Origin of the sequence: Comamonas sp. CMM02, assembly GCF_014851485.1 — a bacterium.
Taxonomy (GTDB): Bacteria; Pseudomonadota; Gammaproteobacteria; order Burkholderiales; family Burkholderiaceae_C; genus Comamonas; species Comamonas avium.
The window spans coordinates 324,327-340,836 of the sequence record NZ_JACUZW010000001.1 but is presented as its reverse complement, the minus strand read 5'-3'; the positions used below and the strand labels follow the sequence as shown (position 1 = coordinate 340,836).

The window sequence follows — 16,510 nt, the reverse complement described above, 5'->3', positions numbered from 1 at the left end:
TGCGGGGGCATTCACGTCAAATGCAAGAGCTGGGGGGCTGGGGCAGGCCTCAGGCCGTTTTGGCATCAGTTGCCAAGGTGGACGATGCAGCGGGCAATGCCGAAGCGGCGGGAGGGGCTTCATCTTTTTCAGTCACCTTCACCTTCACCTTGGCACCAGGCGCTGCGTTGCCGCCAATCACCACGCGGTCTCCAGCCTGCAGTCCCTGCGTGATGTGCCACTGCGCTCCATACATGGCGCCCGTGTTCACTGGCCGCGACTGCGCCACATCGTCTGCCCCAATCACCAGCACCTGCGCACTGCCGTCCGCGCTGCGTTGTACTGCACGCTGCGGCACCAAAATGGCCTTCGGATCCGTGCCTTGCACGGTGGTTACACGCACATACATGCCCGGCAGCAGCATGCCATCGGTATTGGGAAACTTGCCGCGCAGCAGCACCTGCCCGGTGCCCTGATCGACAGAGATATCGGAGAACAGCAAACGCCCCTCACGCTCCTGCCCCGAGCCTTCTACCTTGAGCGTGATGCGGTCACTGGCTTGCCCCGTTTTCTGCCCCGAAACAGCGGCTGCCCGCAGTTGCTGGGCATCTGCCACGGGCTGCCTGAAGTCGGCATACACCGCATCAATTTGCTGAATGGTGGCCAAGGGTGTAGCTTCGTTTTGGCCCACCAGTGCGCCTTCAGTCACTTGTGCGCGGCCAATACGGCCAGCAATCGGTGCTGTCACTGTGGCGTAGGAAAGGTTCAGCTGTGCAGTCTCTACTTCGGCCCGTGCCGACTGGCGCTCGGCCTGCGCCGCCTTCAGTGCCGTTTGGGCAGCATCAAAATCTTGTTGACTCACTGCGTCAATGCTAACCAGCGGCGTATAGCGCTTCACCACCATCTGGGCATCCGCCAGCGTAGCTTCGGCCCGCGCCAGCCCTGCCTGTGCACGCGAGAGGACGGCTTTAAAAGGTGCCGGATCAATACGGAACAAGACTTGCCCCGCCTTGACATCCGCCCCCTCCTCAAAGTTGCGGCTCAGCACAATGCCTGCCACCCGTGCCCGTACCTCGGCAACCCGCGCAGCCTCGATACGGCCCGGTAATTGACTGGAAATCGTGAGGGGGCGAGGCTGTACCGTCATCGTCTCCACAGCGGGTGCCTGCTGTTCATAGGCTCCTTGATGACTCTGGCCGCAGGCAGTCAGTACTACGGTGGCCAGCAAAGAAAGAGGCAGCAAGCGCCTTTTATGGGTAGATATGGACATCACAACGTCTCAATGCATGCATTTAAAAGAGCCGCAATGATTACAAAAAAATATCAAATGAATCAAATAAGTTTCAAATAGTCCTTTTAAAAGCCACTGGAATTGTGTTGCAGCACACAAAAGAAACTTATGTGATTCAATTAGTGGAAAATTTTTCTCAAAAGAAGTCCCACCCACCGATGAATGCCCACGCTGTCACCGAAGCCGATGACTCCCGAATGCTTGCTGCCTTGGCGCTGGCTTTGGTTGACCACCCGCGAGCCACACTGCAAGAGCTGGCCAAGGCGGCTGGCGTTAGCAAGGCTACGCTGTATCGCTTCTGCCGCACACGCGAGCAGCTGATTCAGCGGCTGGCAACACAGGCCAGTGAGGCCTTGAATCAGGCGACCGAGGACGCCTGCTTAGAGACAGACCCGCCTGCCGAGGCATTGCGCAAGCTCATCGCTCGCCACCTGGAACACCCTGAACTGACCGCCTTTCTGACGCATTACTGGAACGATCTCGCTCGAGAGATGCCACCTGAGACGATTGAAAAGTGCGAGCAAAGGATGGATGCGTTTTTTTTACGCGGGCAGCAAGCTGGTGTTTTCCGTATCGACGTCACTGCTGCCACGCTGTCTGAGTTGTGGTTCAGCATCTTTAGTGGACTGGTTGATGCAGAACGCCGTGGCCGTCTGGCGCGAGCAGGGCTGGCCCATATTGTGGAAACCACATTCCTGCGTGGTGTGTCAGCGCCTTGACGCTTTCTCGGGCTTTCTAGGGCGGGCCCCGGCTGTGGCCTTGCAGCGGGCACTGTGGTGTCGCCACAGACCACGTCGATTGACAGCCATCCCATGCGTCAGCGCTGCAGCAACGCCTGCATCCCCTTTGCCACACACGCATCGCCTGTCAGCGCGGCCTTTCAGATACGGGCTTGTGCAGCTTGCCCCGAGCAGCTTTTTCAGGGCTGGGGGGTGCCAGTCATGAAGCTTTGGGCTGCCTCTTGCAGCCAGCCCCGAAACGCCTGCAGCGGCGGATAGCCCGCACGGCTGGTGGGCCAGGCCAGGTAATAGCGCTCAGCACTCTCAACTTCCGGCAATTGCGGCAGTGCCCGCACCAGCTCTCCGCTTGCCAGCTCCCGCTCAATCAGGAACTTGGGCAGCAGCGCCACGCCAACGCCTGCCGTGGCCGCCTGTGCCGCCGTGGCGAACTGGTCAAACAACATGCCCTGAATTTCGCTGACATGGCAGCCCTGGTGGTCAAACCACCGCCGCCACGCATCAGGGCGCGACACCAAGTGCAAGAGCGGTGCACGCAGCAAGTCCTGCGGCTGGGCAAACTGGTGCTGTGCCCACACGCCGGGGCTGCAGGCGGGCACCACGGTTTCGCTCATCAAAAACGCAAGCTCCGCCCCCGGCCAGTGCGGCAGGCCAAAGTGGATGCCCGCGTCCACCGCCTCGAGCTGAAAATCAAACTGTGACAGCCGTGTGGTCAGGTTGATGGTGATGCCGGGGTGCGCACTGAAAAACTGCGGCAGGCGCGGAGCCAGCCAGCGTGTGCCAAAGGTGGGCAGGATGGCCAGATTGAGGCTGCCGCCTTGCGGGTTGGTGCGAAACCCCAGGGTGGCGTTGGAGATGCGCATGAGTGCCCCTCGAATCTCCAGCGCATAGGACTGTCCTGCAGGGCTCAGGCGCACGGTCTGGCGCTCGCGCACAAACAGCTCGGTGCCCAGCCGCTCCTCCAGCGCCCGGATCTGCCGGCTGACGGCGCTTTGCGTCAAGTGCAGCTCCCCCGCCGCAGCCGTAAAACTCTGGTGGCGGGCCGATGCCTCAAAGGCGCACAGCAAGGACATGGGCGGTAAAAAACGGCGGGACAGCTGCATGGAACGGGTACTCAAAGTCTGAAGGCACGCAGTCATTCCAAAAAGGTATGACCTGCGTGCCAGATTATCGTTTGACCAAAGTCAATACTGATCGCACCATGCACTGTGAATAGGGTTGCTGGCATACGTATTTACACGGTGCATGCACCCTGCCCCCCACTTTTACGCATTCGACTGTCATGAGCGCTACGCATCAACCCACGCCCGCCTTTGTCTCCAGCAACGAAATCCGCACCCGCTTCTCGCGCGCCATGTCCGAGATGTACCGCAAAGAGGTGCCGCAGTACGGCAGCCTGATCGAGCTGGTGGCCGATGTGAATGCCCAGACCCTGCAGGCCAGCCCCGAGCTGCGCGCACAGATGGCGCGCACGGGTGAGTTGGAGCGCCTGGATGTGGAGCGCCACGGCGCCATCCGCGTAGGCACACCCCAGGAGCTGTCGACCCTGCGCCGCCTGTTTGCAGTCATGGGCATGGAGCCTGTGGGTTACTACGACCTGTCGGTCGCGGGCGTGCCCGTGCACTCCACGGCGTTTCGCCCCGTAAGCGATGCAGCACTGCTGGCCAATCCGTTTCGCGTGTTCACCTCGCTGCTGCGTCTGGAGCTGATTGCCGACCCCGGCTTGCGCCAGCAGGCCAGCGATATCTTGGCGCGCCGCAACATCTTTACCTCTGAAGCGCTGACCCTGATAGAGCGCGCAGAAACCGACGGCGGCCTCGGCGATGCCGATGCCAACCGCTTTGTGCAGGCTGCGCTGGAAACCTTCCGCTGGCACAGCGATGCCACGGTCGATGCCGCCACCTACGATGCCTTGCAAAAAGCCCACCGCCTGATTGCCGATGTGGTGTGCTTCAAAGGTCCGCACATCAACCACCTGACCCCGCGCACACTGGACATTGATGCCGCGCAAGACGGCATGCCCGCGCGCGGCATGGACGCCAAGGACGTGGTCGAAGGCCCGCCGCGCCGCGCCTGCCCCATCTTGTTGCGCCAGACCAGCTTCAAGGCCCTCAAAGAGGCCATTCGCTTTACCGATGCCGCCGACACCAGCAACGGCGCGCACACCGCCCGTTTTGGCGAGATTGAGCAACGCGGCGTGGCACTGACCCACAAAGGCCGTGCGTTGTACGACGAACTGCTGGCCCAGGTGCGCAGCATGGGCAGCGCTGGCAGCGCCGCCCCCGACTACACCACGCGCCTGCAGCAGGCATTTGTGCAGTTTCCAGACACGCACACAGCCCTGCGCAAGCAGGGTCTGGCTTTCTACCGCTACACGCTCAGCGCACAAGGGCAGGCCCAAGCGGCGTCTGTGGACGCCAGCGCCGATCTGGAGGCGCTGATTGCCCAAGGCCTGGTGCATGCCGAACCCATCACCTATGAAGACTTTTTGCCGGTGAGCGCTGCGGGCATCTTCCAGTCCAATCTGGGTGGGGACGAGCAAAAACACTACCAGGCCAACGCCGCACAGCAAGTGTTTGAAACCGCACTGGGTGCACAGGTGCATGACGAGATTGCCCTGTACGCCGATGCGCAGGCACGCTCCATGGCGGCAGTGCGTGCTGCGCTGGCCGGAGTTGCTGCATGAGCATGTGGACCACTGACACTGTGGCGCAGGCGCTGCTGCCGCTGGTGGGCGATCGCGGTCTGCTGCAAGGCAGCGACATGGCCAGCTACGAACAAGGTGCCCGCTACGGCCACGGCAAGGCCTTGTGCGTAGTACGCCCCGCCAATGTGCAGGAAGTGCAGGCCGTGGTGCGCTGGTGCGCTACGCACCACATTGCGCTGGTACCGCAAGGAGCCAACACGGGCTTGGTTGGTTCCAGCACGCCCGACGACAGCGCCACACAAGTGGTGCTGTCTACCAGCCGCCTGCGCAATGTCTGTGAGGTCGATGCCGCCAACCGCAGCGTGACCGTGGACGCTGGCATTACGCTGCAGGAACTGAACGAAAAGCTGGAGCCGCATGGCCTGTGGTTCCCGATTGATCTGGGCGCCAACCCTTCGGTGGGCGGCATGGTGGCGGCCAACACTGGCGGCACGCGCCTGATTCGCTACGGCGATGTGCGCCACAACCTGCTGGCACTGCAAACCGTGCTGCTCAACCCGCAAGGTGAGCTGCTGGACATGGGCCGCGCCCTGCGCAAAGACAACACCGGACCCGACCTCAAGCAGCTGTTTGTCGGCACCTCAGGGGCAGGCGCCATCATCACCCGCGCCACGCTGGAGGTGCACCGCAAGCCCCAGCAGTCGGCCACCGCCTTGGTGGTCCCCACCTCGGACGAGGCCGTACTGCAGCTGCTGCAGGCACTGGAGCGTGACCTGGGTGACTACCTGAGCGCCTTTGAAGGCCTGTCTGGCCACGCCATGCAGGCGGCCATTGACCATGTGCCCAATCTGCGCAACCCCTTTGCCCCGGAGCCCACCCCCGACTTTGCCATTCTGATTGAGCTGGAAGCGGCCAGCAGCAAGGCCTACACCGGGCTGGATCTGCAGGACACCCTGAACCTGTTCCTGCAAGATCAGTTTGAGCAGACGATTGACAACGCCGTCATTGGCAACGGCCATGAGCTGTGGCACCTGCGCCACAGCATCAGCGAAGGTGCCCGTGCACTGGGCAAACCGATTGCATTTGATGTGTCGGTGCCCCGCTCGCGCATCATGGACTTTTGCCGCGCTGCGCGCGCCGTGGTGGCGCAGGATTTCCCGTTCCTGCACGTGGTGGACTTTGGCCATATTGCCGACGGCGGTGTGCACTTCAATGTGATCTGGCGCAGCGATGCCAGCCAGGCCTATGACCCCGCCGTGGTCAGCGCACTGCGCGATCGCATCTACGCCATGGTGGTGCAGGACTTTGCAGGCAGCTTCAGCGCCGAGCATGGCGTGGGCCCGCACAACGTTGCCTACTACCGCCAGTACACACCGCCCCCTGCACGCCGGCTGGCGCAAGGCCTGCGCCAGTTGATGGACCCGCAGCAACTGTGCGGCACCGTGGATTTTGGCGACAGCAGCGCCGCGGTTTAGAGCGGTTTTCAAGCATTTCGCACATTCCTGGGCCGGTGCTCACACCGGCCTTTTTTACGCCTTTTCTTGCATCTTTGACGACCATGACAACCACCGCTGCACCTTTGGCTGCCTTCACGGCGTTGTTTGCTGAGCCTGCGGGCTCCCCGATCCGGGAGCTGTTTCCGTACCTGAGCCGCCCCGGCATGATCTCGCTGGCCGGGGGCTACCCCTCCACCAGCCTGTTTGATGCCCAAGGACTGGCGCAGGCCGCCACCCACGCCATGGCGCAAGGTGCCAGCGCCTTGCAATACGGCGCAACCGAAGGCCTGCCCGCGCTGCGTGAAGCCCTTGCACAGCAAGCCCGCGACCGTGGCATGCAGGCCAGCGCTGGCGATGTGCTGGTCACCACCGGATCGCAGCAAGCGTTTGACCTGCTGGTGCGCGTGCTGATTGAGCCGGGCGACACCGTGCTGGTAGAAGTGCCAGCCTACCCGGCCACCTTGCAGGCGCTGCGTCTGGCACAAGCCAACATCGTGTCCATCCCCATGGATGAACATGGCCTGCAAACCGACGCACTGGCCCAGCTGCTGGCCGATCTGCCTGCGCACCAGCGCCCCAAGCTGCTGTACACCGTGCCCAATTTTTCCAACCCGCGTGGCACGCTGCTGTCGGCGCAGCGGCGCACTGCGCTGGTCGAGCTGGCCTTGCAATACGGTTTTTGGATTGCCGAAGACGACCCCTATGGCGAGCTGCGCTTTGACGCTGCCAATGGCCAAGCCGTCACCGTGCCCGATACCCTGCGTGCAACAGCGCAAACGCTGGCAGCGCCGGGCCACAACCCGGTGGTCTATCTGTCCAGCCTGTCTAAAACAGTGGCCCCGGCACTGCGCGTGGGCTGGATGCTGACCGATGCCGCCATGCAGCGCCGCTGCACCGTGGCCAAGCAAACCGTGGATTTGTGCACCTCTCCGCTGGCGCAGATGGTGGCGGCCAGCTATCTGCAAAGTGGCCGCTATGCAGGCACAGTGCAGCGCGCGCGCCAGGAATACCAGCGCCGCATGCAGGCGCTGGTGCACGGCTTGAATGCCTTGCCCGGCCAGCCCATCCGCTGCAGCACGCCCGCAGGCGGCATGTTTGTGTGGGCACAGATCGACCGCGACCTGGAGCCGCAGCGCCTGTTTGATGCGGCGGTGAGCCAGTCTGTGGTGTATGTGCCGGGCAAGGCGTTTTACCCCAGCCAGCCCGACATTCACACCCTGCGCATGTCCTTTGCCGCCCCCGAGGTGCCGCAGATTGAACAAGCGGTGCAGCGCCTGGCACAGGCCGTGCAGCAGGTGCTCAGCTAAAGCGTAGCGCGCGTGGCGCACCGCGCCAGCATGCTGCAGGAATGAGGCATGCTGGCAGCAACACCGCTCCGAGCAGGAAGCAGAAAGTAGCAGGCAGCAAGCACTGCGACAAACAGCCGCAGCCATGTTTTCTACAATCGTGCCTTTGCAGCAGGGCGCGCTGCGGTCTTCCACTTCTTTCTCTTTTGTATGCAACCCACTCCCACCGAACCCGTCAACGCCCAGAAAAAGCGCCGAGGCCTGACGCGCATGTGGCATGCCGCGCGCTACTCACTGGATGGGTTGCGGGCTGCATGGCAAGAGACCGCGTTCCGCCAGGAAGCGCTGGCGGCCATGGTGCTGGTACCTGCGGCGTTCTGGCTGGGCCAGACATGGCTGGAGACCGCCGTGCTGGCAGCCGTAGTGGTACTGGTGCTGGTGGTGGAGCTGCTCAACAGCGGCATCGAAGCGGCCATTGACCGCATGGGAGACCAGTGGCATGCCCTGTCCAAAAAAGCCAAAGACATGGGCAGCGCTGCAGTGCTGCTGAGCCTTTTGCTGTGCATGGGGATTTGGCTGGCGGCGCTGTGGCAGCGCTTTGCGCACTAAACTTGGGTGCGCTGGCACGCTGGTGCCGCATTGTTTTTTGTCTCTCTATCTCTGAAGGCCCCGACCCGTGTTCACCGGCATCATCCAAGCCGTGGCAAGCATTGCCGCGCTGCACGATCAGGAAGGTCTGCGCACCTTCACCATGGAATTTCCCGAAGGCTTCTGCCAGGACCTGGCCATTGGCGCCAGTGTTTCGCACGATGGTGTCTGCCTGACGGTCACTGAGCTGCTCTCGCCCACCCGCGCCACGTTCGATGTGATGCTGCAAAGCCTGAACATCACTACGCTGGGCCGCTACCAGGTGGGCGATGTGCTCAACGTTGAGCGTGCCGCCAGAGACGGCGCAGAAATTGGCGGCCACCCCCTGTCGGGCCACGTGGATTTCACCGCGCCGGTGCTGGAGGTGCTGAGCACCGCGACCAACCACAAGATACGTTTTGGCATTCCTGAAGCATTTCGCCCCTACGTGTTTGCCAAAGGCTATATCGCCATCAACGGTGCCAGCCTGACCGTGGCCGAGGTCGACCGCAAGCAAGGCTGGTTCGAGGTATGGCTGATTCCCGAAACCCTGCGCATGACGGTGTTTGGCCACAAGCGCGTGGGCGATGAGGTGAACATCGAAATCGAGCGCAGCACGCAGGTGGTGGTGGACACGGTGCGCGAAACCGTTCAAGCCAGTCTGGGCCGCTTGCAGCCTGTGCTGGAGGCCCTGCTTCAGGAAAAAGGTCTGAACCTGGATGACTTTGTGGATGTGCCAAAACTACCAAAATAAGAGCTTATAGCGCTTATACAGCAAGGACTTCAGATACAAAACCATCTGAAGTCCTTTTTTTATGGGCGCTTTAAGCTATTAATTTCATCTGTGCACTTCAACCCCTGTACCACGCGGTGTGGCAATGCAGCACCCGTCATGCATGCACGTGAGACTTGCCTCGCTGTTCAATTTCTTCGTATTTCAGCGCTGCCAGATGCTTGAGCGCCAGCGTGCTGGCATCCCCCAGCCGCTGGGCAGCAGCTTGCAGGAGAGGCTGCGTTTCAATGAAGCGTGTAAAGGCGGCTGCGTCATAGGTGAACGGCTGACCGTCCAGCGCATCGAGCAATCGAAGCAGCATCAAATTGCCTTGCCGTGCGCGGTGAACCGTACGCTCCATGCGCCACAGCGCAAAGCAGGCCATGGCCGCTGGCAGCACCAGCCCGAGCACGCCAACGTCCGGGGTGGTGAAGGCCTGGTACATCACATACACCATCGCCAGCACAATCACACCGAACAGCGTGGCAATCGCGTAATGGCGGCGAGCAATCCGGTCCTGGTGCGCAATGGCACTGCGGGCAAACGCCGCAGGCTGCTCCAGCATGGCGAGTACACCGCGCGATAAATCGTTGCCGTGCGATTGCCTGGCCAGCGAAAGCACGATGTAAATTTGCTCCACATCCGACGGCTCAAGGAATGCCTCAAAACTGTCACTGGCGGAGATGGGGGATGTGGATCGGGACATGGAACAAGCAGACACTGAAAGAGTGCGCAACTCTACAGGCTTCGCTCCTTTGCGGCCATAGCTGGCGCGAAAGGCAGCCCTTGACATACAGCTTCAGCGCCTAGCGGCCCATACGGTGCGCCCGCACTGCTAGTGCTGGTAACTGGTAGTGATGCCAGGCAGGGCGCAGCCTTTACTGCGTATTCAGCCCATTGTCTGCGCCAACCGCTGCGGCCATGTCCCAGCCGCCGCCCAATGCTTTGTACAGCGACACATGGGCCTGCAGATGCGCCAGCCGCAATTGCACGGCCACATCTTGTGCGGCGTACAGCGTACGCTGGGCATCGAGCAGCGTCAGCAAACTCTCGGCCCCAGACCGGTAGCGCGTTTCAGCCAGGCTCAGCGCCTTGTGCGCCTGCGCCAGCTCCTCGGCCTGCGCCTGCGCTTGCGCCTGCACACCGCTGACGGCATGCAGCGCCAGCTGGACATCGGCAAACGCCTCAATGATGGTTTTGCGGTAGGTGGCCAGCAGTTCTTCGCGCTGGGCCATGGCCAGTTCATTGCCTGCCGCCAGCCTGCCCGCATCAAAAATAGGCGCTGTCAGACCGGCTGCCAGTGCATACAGTGGATTGTCAAAAATGCGCTGCCAGCGCTCGTCCCCCGCTCCCACACTGCCCGTCAACGTCAGGCGGGGCAGCATGGCGGCACGGGCCACCTGTACGTTGGCCTGGGCTGCGGCCAGCTGCGCCTCAGCCCGCGCAATGTCTGGGCGGCGCACCAGCAACTGGGCTGGCACACCCGCCCCCACGGCAGGCATCTGCAACCCCAACAAGCTGGTGGTGACCACCTCGGCCCCTCCCGCCTGCCCCAGCAGCGTGGCCAGCGCGGTCTGCGCATCCAGGGCCTGCTGCTGCAGTGTCAGCAAACTGCGGCGCTGGCTGGCCACCAGGCCCTTTTGCTGCGCCAGCTCCAGCGCAGACGCGGCCCCGGCACGCGCTCTGGATTCCACCAGCTGCACCAGCCGCTCAGCGCTTTGCAGATTCAGCCGGGCAATATCCACCCGTTCATGCAAAGCCACGCTGTGCAGCCACGCCTGGGCGGCACCTGCGGTGACCGTCAATTGCACGGTGTCGCGGTCAAACACGCTGGCTTTCCAGACGGCCTGGGCGGCATCACGGCCTGCACGGTTCTTTCCCCAGAAGTCCACCTCATAGCTGGCTGACAGCGAGACTGCGAAACGGTTTTGCGCTGCATCCACCCCGCCACTGCCACTGAGCGATTTGTTGCGGGTGGCGTTCATGCCGCCGCTCACCTCTGGCAGCAAAGAGGCCCCAGCCTGATTCCAGCGCGCCGCAGCCTGGCGCACACGTGCTGCGGCCTCTGCCACGCTCCAGCTCTGTATGCGCGCACGATCCACCACACTATCGAGCTCGGCGCTTCCAAAGCTGCGCCACCAGTGCTGGCTCAGCGCAGCGTCGGCGTTGGCAGCATCAGCAGCAGCCTGTGGCCATTGCTGTGGCAAGGCAGGCTCTGGCTGGTCGGTATCGATCGCAGGCGCCGCACAGCCCCCCAGTACCAGCGCCGCGCCCCACGCAGCCACTGACTTATGCATACCCATTTTCATTCTCCTGCCAATGCCCGTACGGGGTCTAAACGCGCAGCCGTCTTGGCAGGCATGTAACCAAAAATCAAGCCAGTAATGACGGCACACGCAAACGCCCCCACCATGGCGCGCACTGAAAACACCACAGGAACCCCGGCCACAATCAGTACCACACCCACCGCCAGCCCCACCAGCAGACCCACGGCACCGCCCACCAAGGTCAGCAGGCTGGCTTCGGTCAGAAATTGCCGCAGGATGTCGCGCTGGCGAGCGCCCACAGCCATGCGGATGCCAATCTCTCGCGTGCGCTCCTTGACGGTCATCAGCATCACATTCATCACGCCAATGCCGCCAACCACCAGAGAGACCGCAGCAATCAGGCCCAGCATCATGGTCATGCTCTTGCGGGTAGCGGCTTCTGCCTGAATGCGTGCTGCCGCATTACCAATGCCGAAATCCTCGCGCCCGCCATGGCGGGCCAGCAGCAGCTGGCGCATCGCGTTTTCTGCGGCATGCACCTGCTCGGATGACATGGCCTCAATCACCACATAGTCCGGCTGCGTCTGGCTCTGGTAGACCCGCGCCCGGCCCGATCGGTAGGGAATGAACACCATGTCGTCATAGTCCTGCGCGCCAGAATCTGCGCCGCGCTCACTCATCACGCCAATCACCTCAAAAGCCGAATTGCCGATGATGAGCTGGCGCCCCAGCGGATGGGGTTCATCCGGGAAAAAGTGCAATCGCGCCTTGTGCCCCAGCACCACCAGCGGGGCCAGATCCTGATCTTCTGCATCCGTGTAGAAGCGCCCAAGGGCCACCGGCCAGTGGTGCACGGCGGGCATTTCCTCGCTGGCCGCAAAAGCGTAAATCTGCTTGTCGGCGCTGCCATAGCGCACGGTAATGGGGTCACCGATGACAGGCAGCACCCGGCGAATGTCAGGCAGCTCGCGCACGGCCTCCAGGTCCTCCTCGGTCAGATTGCCTGCAGGCCCGCCCGTGGCCGGTGGCTTGCTGCCCATGTACAAGATGGCGGTTCCCATCGTTCCCATGCGCTCCATGACCTGGCGGCGCGCACCCTCGCCAATGGCCAGCATCACGATCACTGAAGCCACGCCAATCACAATCCCCAGCAAGGTCAGGCTGGTGCGGGCACGGTTGGTGTGCATGCCACGCCAGGCGCTGCGTGCAGCCTCCATGAGGTCAGCCCACCAGGTGGCACTGCTGCTGTCCGTGGCTGCAGGAAAGTGCGGCAAGGCAGGCATCGGTGCGCCCTCTGGCGCAGGTAAAGCCTGTGACACATGGGCGGCCTGACTGTCACTCACCGCGCTGCCATCGCGCACTTCGATCACACGCCGCGCCTGCGCAGCCACTTCACGGTCATGGGTGATCAGCAAGATGGTGTGGCCTGCATCGGCAAGCTCACCCAGCAAGGCCATCACCTCGGCACCGCTGTGCGAATCCAGCGCGCCCGTCGGCTCGTCGGCCAAAATAATGCTGCCGCCATTCATCAGCGCTCTTGCAATCGACACACGCTGCTGCTGTCCGCCTGAAAGCTGGTGGGGGCGGTTGTTCAAGCGTTCCTGCAGCCCCAGCCTTGCCAGCAAGCTGGTGGCACGCTGCGCACGCTCTTCTTTAGACAGCCCGGCATAGACGGCTGGCATTTCCACGTTTTCTTGCGCCGTCTCACTGGCAATCAGGTGGTAGCCCTGAAACACAAAGCCAAAAGCCTCGCGGCGCAGCCATGCCAGCGCATCGGCATCCAGCCCCGCAACGTCCTGCCCCTGAAAGTAGTAGGTACCGCTGCTGGGCCGATCCAGACAACCCAGAATGTTCATGAGTGTGGATTTGCCTGACCCCGAACTGCCCACCACCGCCACAAACTCGCCCGCGTAGATGTCCAGATCAATACCGCGCAATACGGTGACCTCGGGCTGCCCTGTCGCAGCCCCGCCATAGTGCTTGCAGATGCCGCGCAGACTGATCAGTGGCGCAGCAGGTTCTGAGGAGGGCGTGCTGTCATGTACTGCATTTACCATTGCAGCCACCGCAGCGCGCTATCGGTGGTGCTCTGGCCGGTCACCACTTGCTCGCCTTCTTTCAGGCCTTCCAGTATTTGCACCTGGTGCCGGCTGCGCACGCCCACACGCACCTGCCGAGGCTCGGGCTGGTTTTTGGCATTCAGCACCTGCGCCACATATGCACCACTGTCTCCATCGCTTTTCAAAGCAATCAATGGCACGGCCAGGGCATCTTGTGCACGCGCTGTGACAAACACCACCTGCGCGGTCATCTGCGGCATCAGCTCAGCATCCAGGTTGTCCACATCAAATAGCACGGTGTAGGCCACAGCTTTGGTGGCGGGTGCGGGCGCGCCTGTCGCCGCTCCCGCCGGTGCAGTACTGGCTGATGGCGCAGGCAATATCTGGCGAACCTGACTGCTCCAGCGGCGAGGTTTGTCCTGGTCCGCGCTACCCAGTGTGGTGAAGTACACCGGCATATCTTCTTTGACACGGCGCACATCGGCCTCAGAGACATCGGTCCACACGGTCATGGCCGTCAGGTCAGCAATGCGCAAAATGCTCGGTGTCTGGTATGTGGCATTGAGTGTTTGCCCCTCACGGGCATCCACCGCAACAACGGTGCCTGTCATGGGGGCATAAATGCGCGTGTAACTCAGTCTGACTTCGTCGGCCTTCAAGGTGGCCTGTGTCTGCGTGATTTGCGCCTTGAGGTGCTCAATCCGGGCAGCAGCACCGGCCAGTTGCGCCTGTGCAATCTGCAGATCTTCTTCGCGTGTGGCGCCATCGCGGGCCATCTGCTGCTGGCGCGACCATTGCTGCTGGGCCAGCCGGTGCTGCGCTTGCTGCTCAGCCAGCTGGGCACTCAGCCCAGCCAGAGAAGCACGGCCTGCATCCACCGTAGCCTTTTGCACACTGGGGTCAATCTCCACCAGCAGCGCCCCTTTTTGTACCTGGGTGCCCGGCGTCACCAGCAGCCGGGTGATTTGACCGGACACCTGCGCCCCCACATCCACATAGCGGCGCGGCTGAACCACACCTATGGCGGTGACTGTTGCCTCCACCTCACCTCGCGCCACCGGCGTACTTTGGTACGTCGTCACCGGGCGACTGGCCCACCACAGCATGGCACCCAGCCCACTCACCGCCACCAGGGCAATGATTGCCCAACGCTTCTTGCTACCCAACAACATCAGCCTGGCACTTTCAAAGAAAAACAAGAAAGCCCTGCGGCTTCCCACTGCACAAAAAACACATCAGCCCGGCGCTGTGCGGCACGCACATGCCTTGCCGCCACCTTGAGTTACCCAGCCAGACCGAACACCGCCGCGCACGCGCCCAGCAGCCCAGCGCCGGCACCCATCCACGCAATCAGGCGCGGTGACAGCGACATCAGCCCTGCCACCAGCAGCGCCCCCAGCGACCAGAACCCCAGCATGGCAACCACCCCCACCGATGCACTCCAGGCCAGCACACAGGGCAGCAGGACTGCCGCCAAAAACAATGCGCCCAGGCTGCGCAAAACCACACGCTGCGTGGCAGGCTGCGTATCCGCGCCAGTTAACTGCTCATGGTGGCGGTCGATGGCAAAAGCCAGTGCTGCCATGCCTGCCGTAGACAGTGCCAATGCCTGCAAAGATGCGTAAAGCGCACTCATGCGGTCGTCTCCTGCACTGGCTCCAGCGGGGCCGGATGGCTTAAAGATCTGGGCTTCTTTGGCGTGCGGGCAGCGCCCATGGCACGCCGCTGGCGCTGCACACGCAAAGCCCACAGCGCGCACAGACCTGCAGCCACCGCAAACAGCTCCACGCCTGCACTTTCCCAGTCGCCCTCCAGCAGGTAGGCAAGCAAGTGCTCGTCCGTAGTGAGCGCATTGAGTACGGGCAGTGCAAGACACAGCAGCGCTAGCACCCCCAGTTGCTCACGCCATGCAGCAGCAGGGGGGCGGGCCAGCGCGTGCAGCAAGCTGAGCAGCCACACCGCAAAAAACGCCCCCAGCTCCCAGTCATCGCGGTGAGCCAGATGAACAGGAATGACTCGGTTGGCCCACAGGAAGCCCACGCATGCCACCGCCAGCCCGGCAATGGCCGCCACGTTCATCCCCTCTATCAACCGGTAAACCGACGCGGTTACGCCGCCAAACTCACCCTGATGCTTGCCGCGGCGTTTGACCATGAACAAAATGGCACCCGTGGCCATCATGGCGCTGCCGGCCAGCCCGCAGACGAAGTACACCCACTTGAGCACCCAGCCGCCAAAGGGAACCATGTGCAAGCCCCCCATGACCGACTGGGCCAGTCTGGCGGTGCCACCATCGGTATCGCCGGGTGCGCGAACCTGAAGCACCTCACCCGTCGATCCCGAGAACATGGCCATGCCGCTGGTGGAGCTCAATCGCCGGTTCACGCTGTCTTGCGCGTTCCAGCCATACACGCCAATACGTGCCGACGCGTCACCCGGATAGTCCACCACCACCGCCCGCACAGGCTGACCTATCAAGGCCTGCCCTCGCACCACAAACGGCTCCAGATCAGGAACCGCCATGAAGTGCCCCGAGCGTTGTGGCTTGCCCGGCTCATTCAGCTCGGACAGGTACGTGCGGGTGCTGTCGGCGCCCGCTCCAAAGTACGCTGCAATGCCTGCAGGCATGAACGTCAAACCTGAAATCGCTATGCCTGTATACGCAATCATGAGCTGAAACGGCAAGGTCAGCACTGCCACGGCGTTGTGTGCATCCAGCCAGCTGCGCTGCCCTTTGCGGGGCCGGAACGTAAAGAAATCCTTGAAGATGCGCCGGTGCGTAATGACGCCACTCACCAAAGCGACCAGCATCGCCATGGCCGCAACCCCCACGATCCACAGCCCCAGCTGACCTGCATGCAGCTGGTAGTGAAAGTCCAAAAAGTGATGGCCGCCCATGGTCTGGCGCACCGGCTGCTCGCTTTGCGCAATGAGCGGCTCTCCGGTCGCGCTGTCCAGCTCTGCTGACGCGTACTGGCCATTGGCATCAAACCAGAACACGCGCAAATCGCCAGCACCGTCTGCCTCCGCAGGCCACAGCTCCCACATGCCTGCACCGGGGTGCTGCTGATGCATATAGTTTGTTGCCCACGCCAGACGCTGGCTGAGCGAGGCTGCTGGCGCTAGCTGGGCTGTGGCCTTGGCATCATTGGCAGCCTTTTCCTGGGCATGGTGCTCCGGGGTCATCCAGTGCGTAATCGGATCTTGAAACACCGCCAGCGTGCCGGTCAGAAACACCGCAAACAGCAGCCAGGAAAACCACAGCCCGCACCAAGTGTGCAGCCATGACTGCGCCTGCCTAAAACCACCTTGCCCTGCGCGCAGGGCTTTCTTTTTCTGACCCATCAC

The 16,510-nt window shown here is 62.4% G+C and carries 14 protein-coding genes; 6 read left to right on the top strand and 8 right to left on the bottom strand.

The window, feature by feature from the left end; translation table 11 throughout:
* Positions 1-49: 49 nt before the first annotated feature.
* On the bottom strand, positions 50-1,249 hold the full coding sequence (locus IB213_RS01520; RefSeq protein ID WP_192405168.1) for an efflux RND transporter periplasmic adaptor subunit: 1,200 nt from the start codon (positions 1,247-1,249) through the stop codon (positions 50-52).
* A gap of 179 nt (positions 1,250-1,428) precedes the next feature.
* Between IB213_RS01520 and IB213_RS01515 the strand changes: the two genes are divergently transcribed.
* Entirely contained in the window at positions 1,429-1,989 is a 561-nt protein-coding gene (locus IB213_RS01515) for a TetR/AcrR family transcriptional regulator (protein ID WP_191722590.1), read from the top strand.
* A 200-nt stretch (positions 1,990-2,189) separates the two neighbouring features.
* Here IB213_RS01515 and IB213_RS01510 read toward each other — a convergent pair whose 3' ends face one another.
* Positions 2,190-3,110, bottom strand: a complete 921-nt coding sequence (locus IB213_RS01510) for a LysR family transcriptional regulator (RefSeq protein WP_191722589.1) — start codon at positions 3,108-3,110, stop codon at positions 2,190-2,192.
* Between the two features lie 179 nt (positions 3,111-3,289).
* Here IB213_RS01510 and IB213_RS01505 point away from each other — a divergent pair, with 179 nt between their 5' ends.
* The 5 genes from IB213_RS01505 (at position 3,290) to IB213_RS01485 (ending at position 8,817) form a co-directional block, all read left to right on the top strand.
* Positions 3,290-4,693 carry a VOC family protein gene (locus IB213_RS01505; protein ID WP_192405167.1) on the top strand — a complete coding sequence of 468 codons (1,404 nt, stop codon included), beginning with the start codon at positions 3,290-3,292 and terminating at the stop codon, positions 4,691-4,693.
* The gene (locus tag IB213_RS01500) at positions 4,690-6,129 is read left to right on the top strand and encodes an FAD-binding oxidoreductase (RefSeq protein ID WP_225560917.1); all 1,440 of its coding nucleotides are present in this window, start codon (positions 4,690-4,692) and stop codon (positions 6,127-6,129) included. Before IB213_RS01505 ends, IB213_RS01500 begins: the two co-directional genes overlap by 4 nt.
* 83 nt (positions 6,130-6,212) lie before the next feature.
* Positions 6,213-7,457, top strand: a complete 1,245-nt coding sequence (locus IB213_RS01495) for a PLP-dependent aminotransferase family protein (protein ID WP_192405166.1) — start codon at positions 6,213-6,215, stop codon at positions 7,455-7,457.
* A gap of 189 nt (positions 7,458-7,646) precedes the next feature.
* Positions 7,647-8,045, top strand: coding sequence for a diacylglycerol kinase (locus IB213_RS01490; protein WP_191722586.1), 399 nt, complete (start codon positions 7,647-7,649; stop codon positions 8,043-8,045).
* A gap of 67 nt (positions 8,046-8,112) precedes the next feature.
* Positions 8,113-8,817, top strand: a complete 705-nt coding sequence (locus tag IB213_RS01485) for a riboflavin synthase subunit alpha (RefSeq protein WP_192405165.1) — start codon at positions 8,113-8,115, stop codon at positions 8,815-8,817.
* A 136-nt stretch (positions 8,818-8,953) separates the two neighbouring features.
* On the opposite strand, the gene IB213_RS01480 is transcribed toward IB213_RS01485, so the two are convergent.
* The 6 genes from IB213_RS01480 to IB213_RS01455 all read right to left on the bottom strand — a co-directional run bounded on the left by IB213_RS01480 (position 8,954) and on the right by IB213_RS01455 (position 16,507).
* A complete protein-coding gene (locus IB213_RS01480) occupies positions 8,954-9,541 on the bottom strand; it encodes a hypothetical protein (protein ID WP_192405164.1) in 588 nt (195 codons plus the stop codon).
* 172 nt (positions 9,542-9,713) lie between these two features.
* Positions 9,714-11,138, bottom strand: a complete 1,425-nt coding sequence (locus tag IB213_RS01475; protein ID WP_304515596.1) for an efflux transporter outer membrane subunit — start codon at positions 11,136-11,138, stop codon at positions 9,714-9,716.
* Positions 11,139-11,140: 2 nt separating this feature from the next.
* Positions 11,141-13,159: a MacB family efflux pump subunit gene (locus IB213_RS01470; RefSeq protein ID WP_192405602.1), complete on the bottom strand. Its 2,019-nt coding sequence runs from the start codon at positions 13,157-13,159 to the stop codon at positions 11,141-11,143.
* Entirely contained in the window at positions 13,153-14,334 is a 1,182-nt protein-coding gene (locus IB213_RS01465; RefSeq protein WP_192405163.1) for an efflux RND transporter periplasmic adaptor subunit, read from the bottom strand. The genes IB213_RS01470 and IB213_RS01465 overlap by 7 nt, the downstream gene beginning before the upstream one ends.
* Positions 14,335-14,444: 110 nt before the next feature.
* Positions 14,445-14,798 carry a DUF3325 domain-containing protein gene (locus tag IB213_RS01460; protein WP_192405162.1) on the bottom strand — a complete coding sequence of 118 codons (354 nt, stop codon included), beginning with the start codon at positions 14,796-14,798 and terminating at the stop codon, positions 14,445-14,447.
* The gene (locus tag IB213_RS01455; protein WP_192405161.1) at positions 14,795-16,507 is read right to left on the bottom strand and encodes a PepSY domain-containing protein; all 1,713 of its coding nucleotides are present in this window, start codon (positions 16,505-16,507) and stop codon (positions 14,795-14,797) included. The genes IB213_RS01460 and IB213_RS01455 overlap by 4 nt, the downstream gene beginning before the upstream one ends.
* Positions 16,508-16,510 lie beyond the last annotated feature (3 nt).

What these genes read in the sequence shown, in the direction of transcription:
- IB213_RS01520 (WP_192405168.1), bottom strand. Translation starts at nt 1,249, where the DNA reads ATGTCCATATCTACCCATAAAAGGCGCTTGCTGCCTCTTTCTTTGCTG.
- IB213_RS01515 (WP_191722590.1), top strand. Translation starts at nt 1,429, where the DNA reads ATGAATGCCCACGCTGTCACCGAAGCCGATGACTCCCGAATGCTTGCT.
- IB213_RS01510 (WP_191722589.1), bottom strand. Translation starts at nt 3,110, where the DNA reads ATGCAGCTGTCCCGCCGTTTTTTACCGCCCATGTCCTTGCTGTGCGCC.
- IB213_RS01505 (WP_192405167.1), top strand. Translation starts at nt 3,290, where the DNA reads ATGAGCGCTACGCATCAACCCACGCCCGCCTTTGTCTCCAGCAACGAA.
- IB213_RS01500 (WP_225560917.1), top strand. Translation starts at nt 4,690, where the DNA reads ATGAGCATGTGGACCACTGACACTGTGGCGCAGGCGCTGCTGCCGCTG.
- IB213_RS01495 (WP_192405166.1), top strand. Translation starts at nt 6,213, where the DNA reads ATGACAACCACCGCTGCACCTTTGGCTGCCTTCACGGCGTTGTTTGCT.
- IB213_RS01490 (WP_191722586.1), top strand. Translation starts at nt 7,647, where the DNA reads ATGCAACCCACTCCCACCGAACCCGTCAACGCCCAGAAAAAGCGCCGA.
- IB213_RS01480 (WP_192405164.1), bottom strand. Translation starts at nt 9,541, where the DNA reads ATGTCCCGATCCACATCCCCCATCTCCGCCAGTGACAGTTTTGAGGCA.
- IB213_RS01475 (WP_304515596.1), bottom strand. Translation starts at nt 11,138, where the DNA reads ATGGGTATGCATAAGTCAGTGGCTGCGTGGGGCGCGGCGCTGGTACTG.
- IB213_RS01470 (WP_192405602.1), bottom strand. Translation starts at nt 13,159, where the DNA reads ATGGTAAATGCAGTACATGACAGCACGCCCTCCTCAGAACCTGCTGCG.
- IB213_RS01465 (WP_192405163.1), bottom strand. Translation starts at nt 14,334, where the DNA reads ATGTTGTTGGGTAGCAAGAAGCGTTGGGCAATCATTGCCCTGGTGGCG.
- IB213_RS01460 (WP_192405162.1), bottom strand. Translation starts at nt 14,798, where the DNA reads ATGAGTGCGCTTTACGCATCTTTGCAGGCATTGGCACTGTCTACGGCA.
- IB213_RS01455 (WP_192405161.1), bottom strand. Translation starts at nt 16,507, where the DNA reads ATGGGTCAGAAAAAGAAAGCCCTGCGCGCAGGGCAAGGTGGTTTTAGG.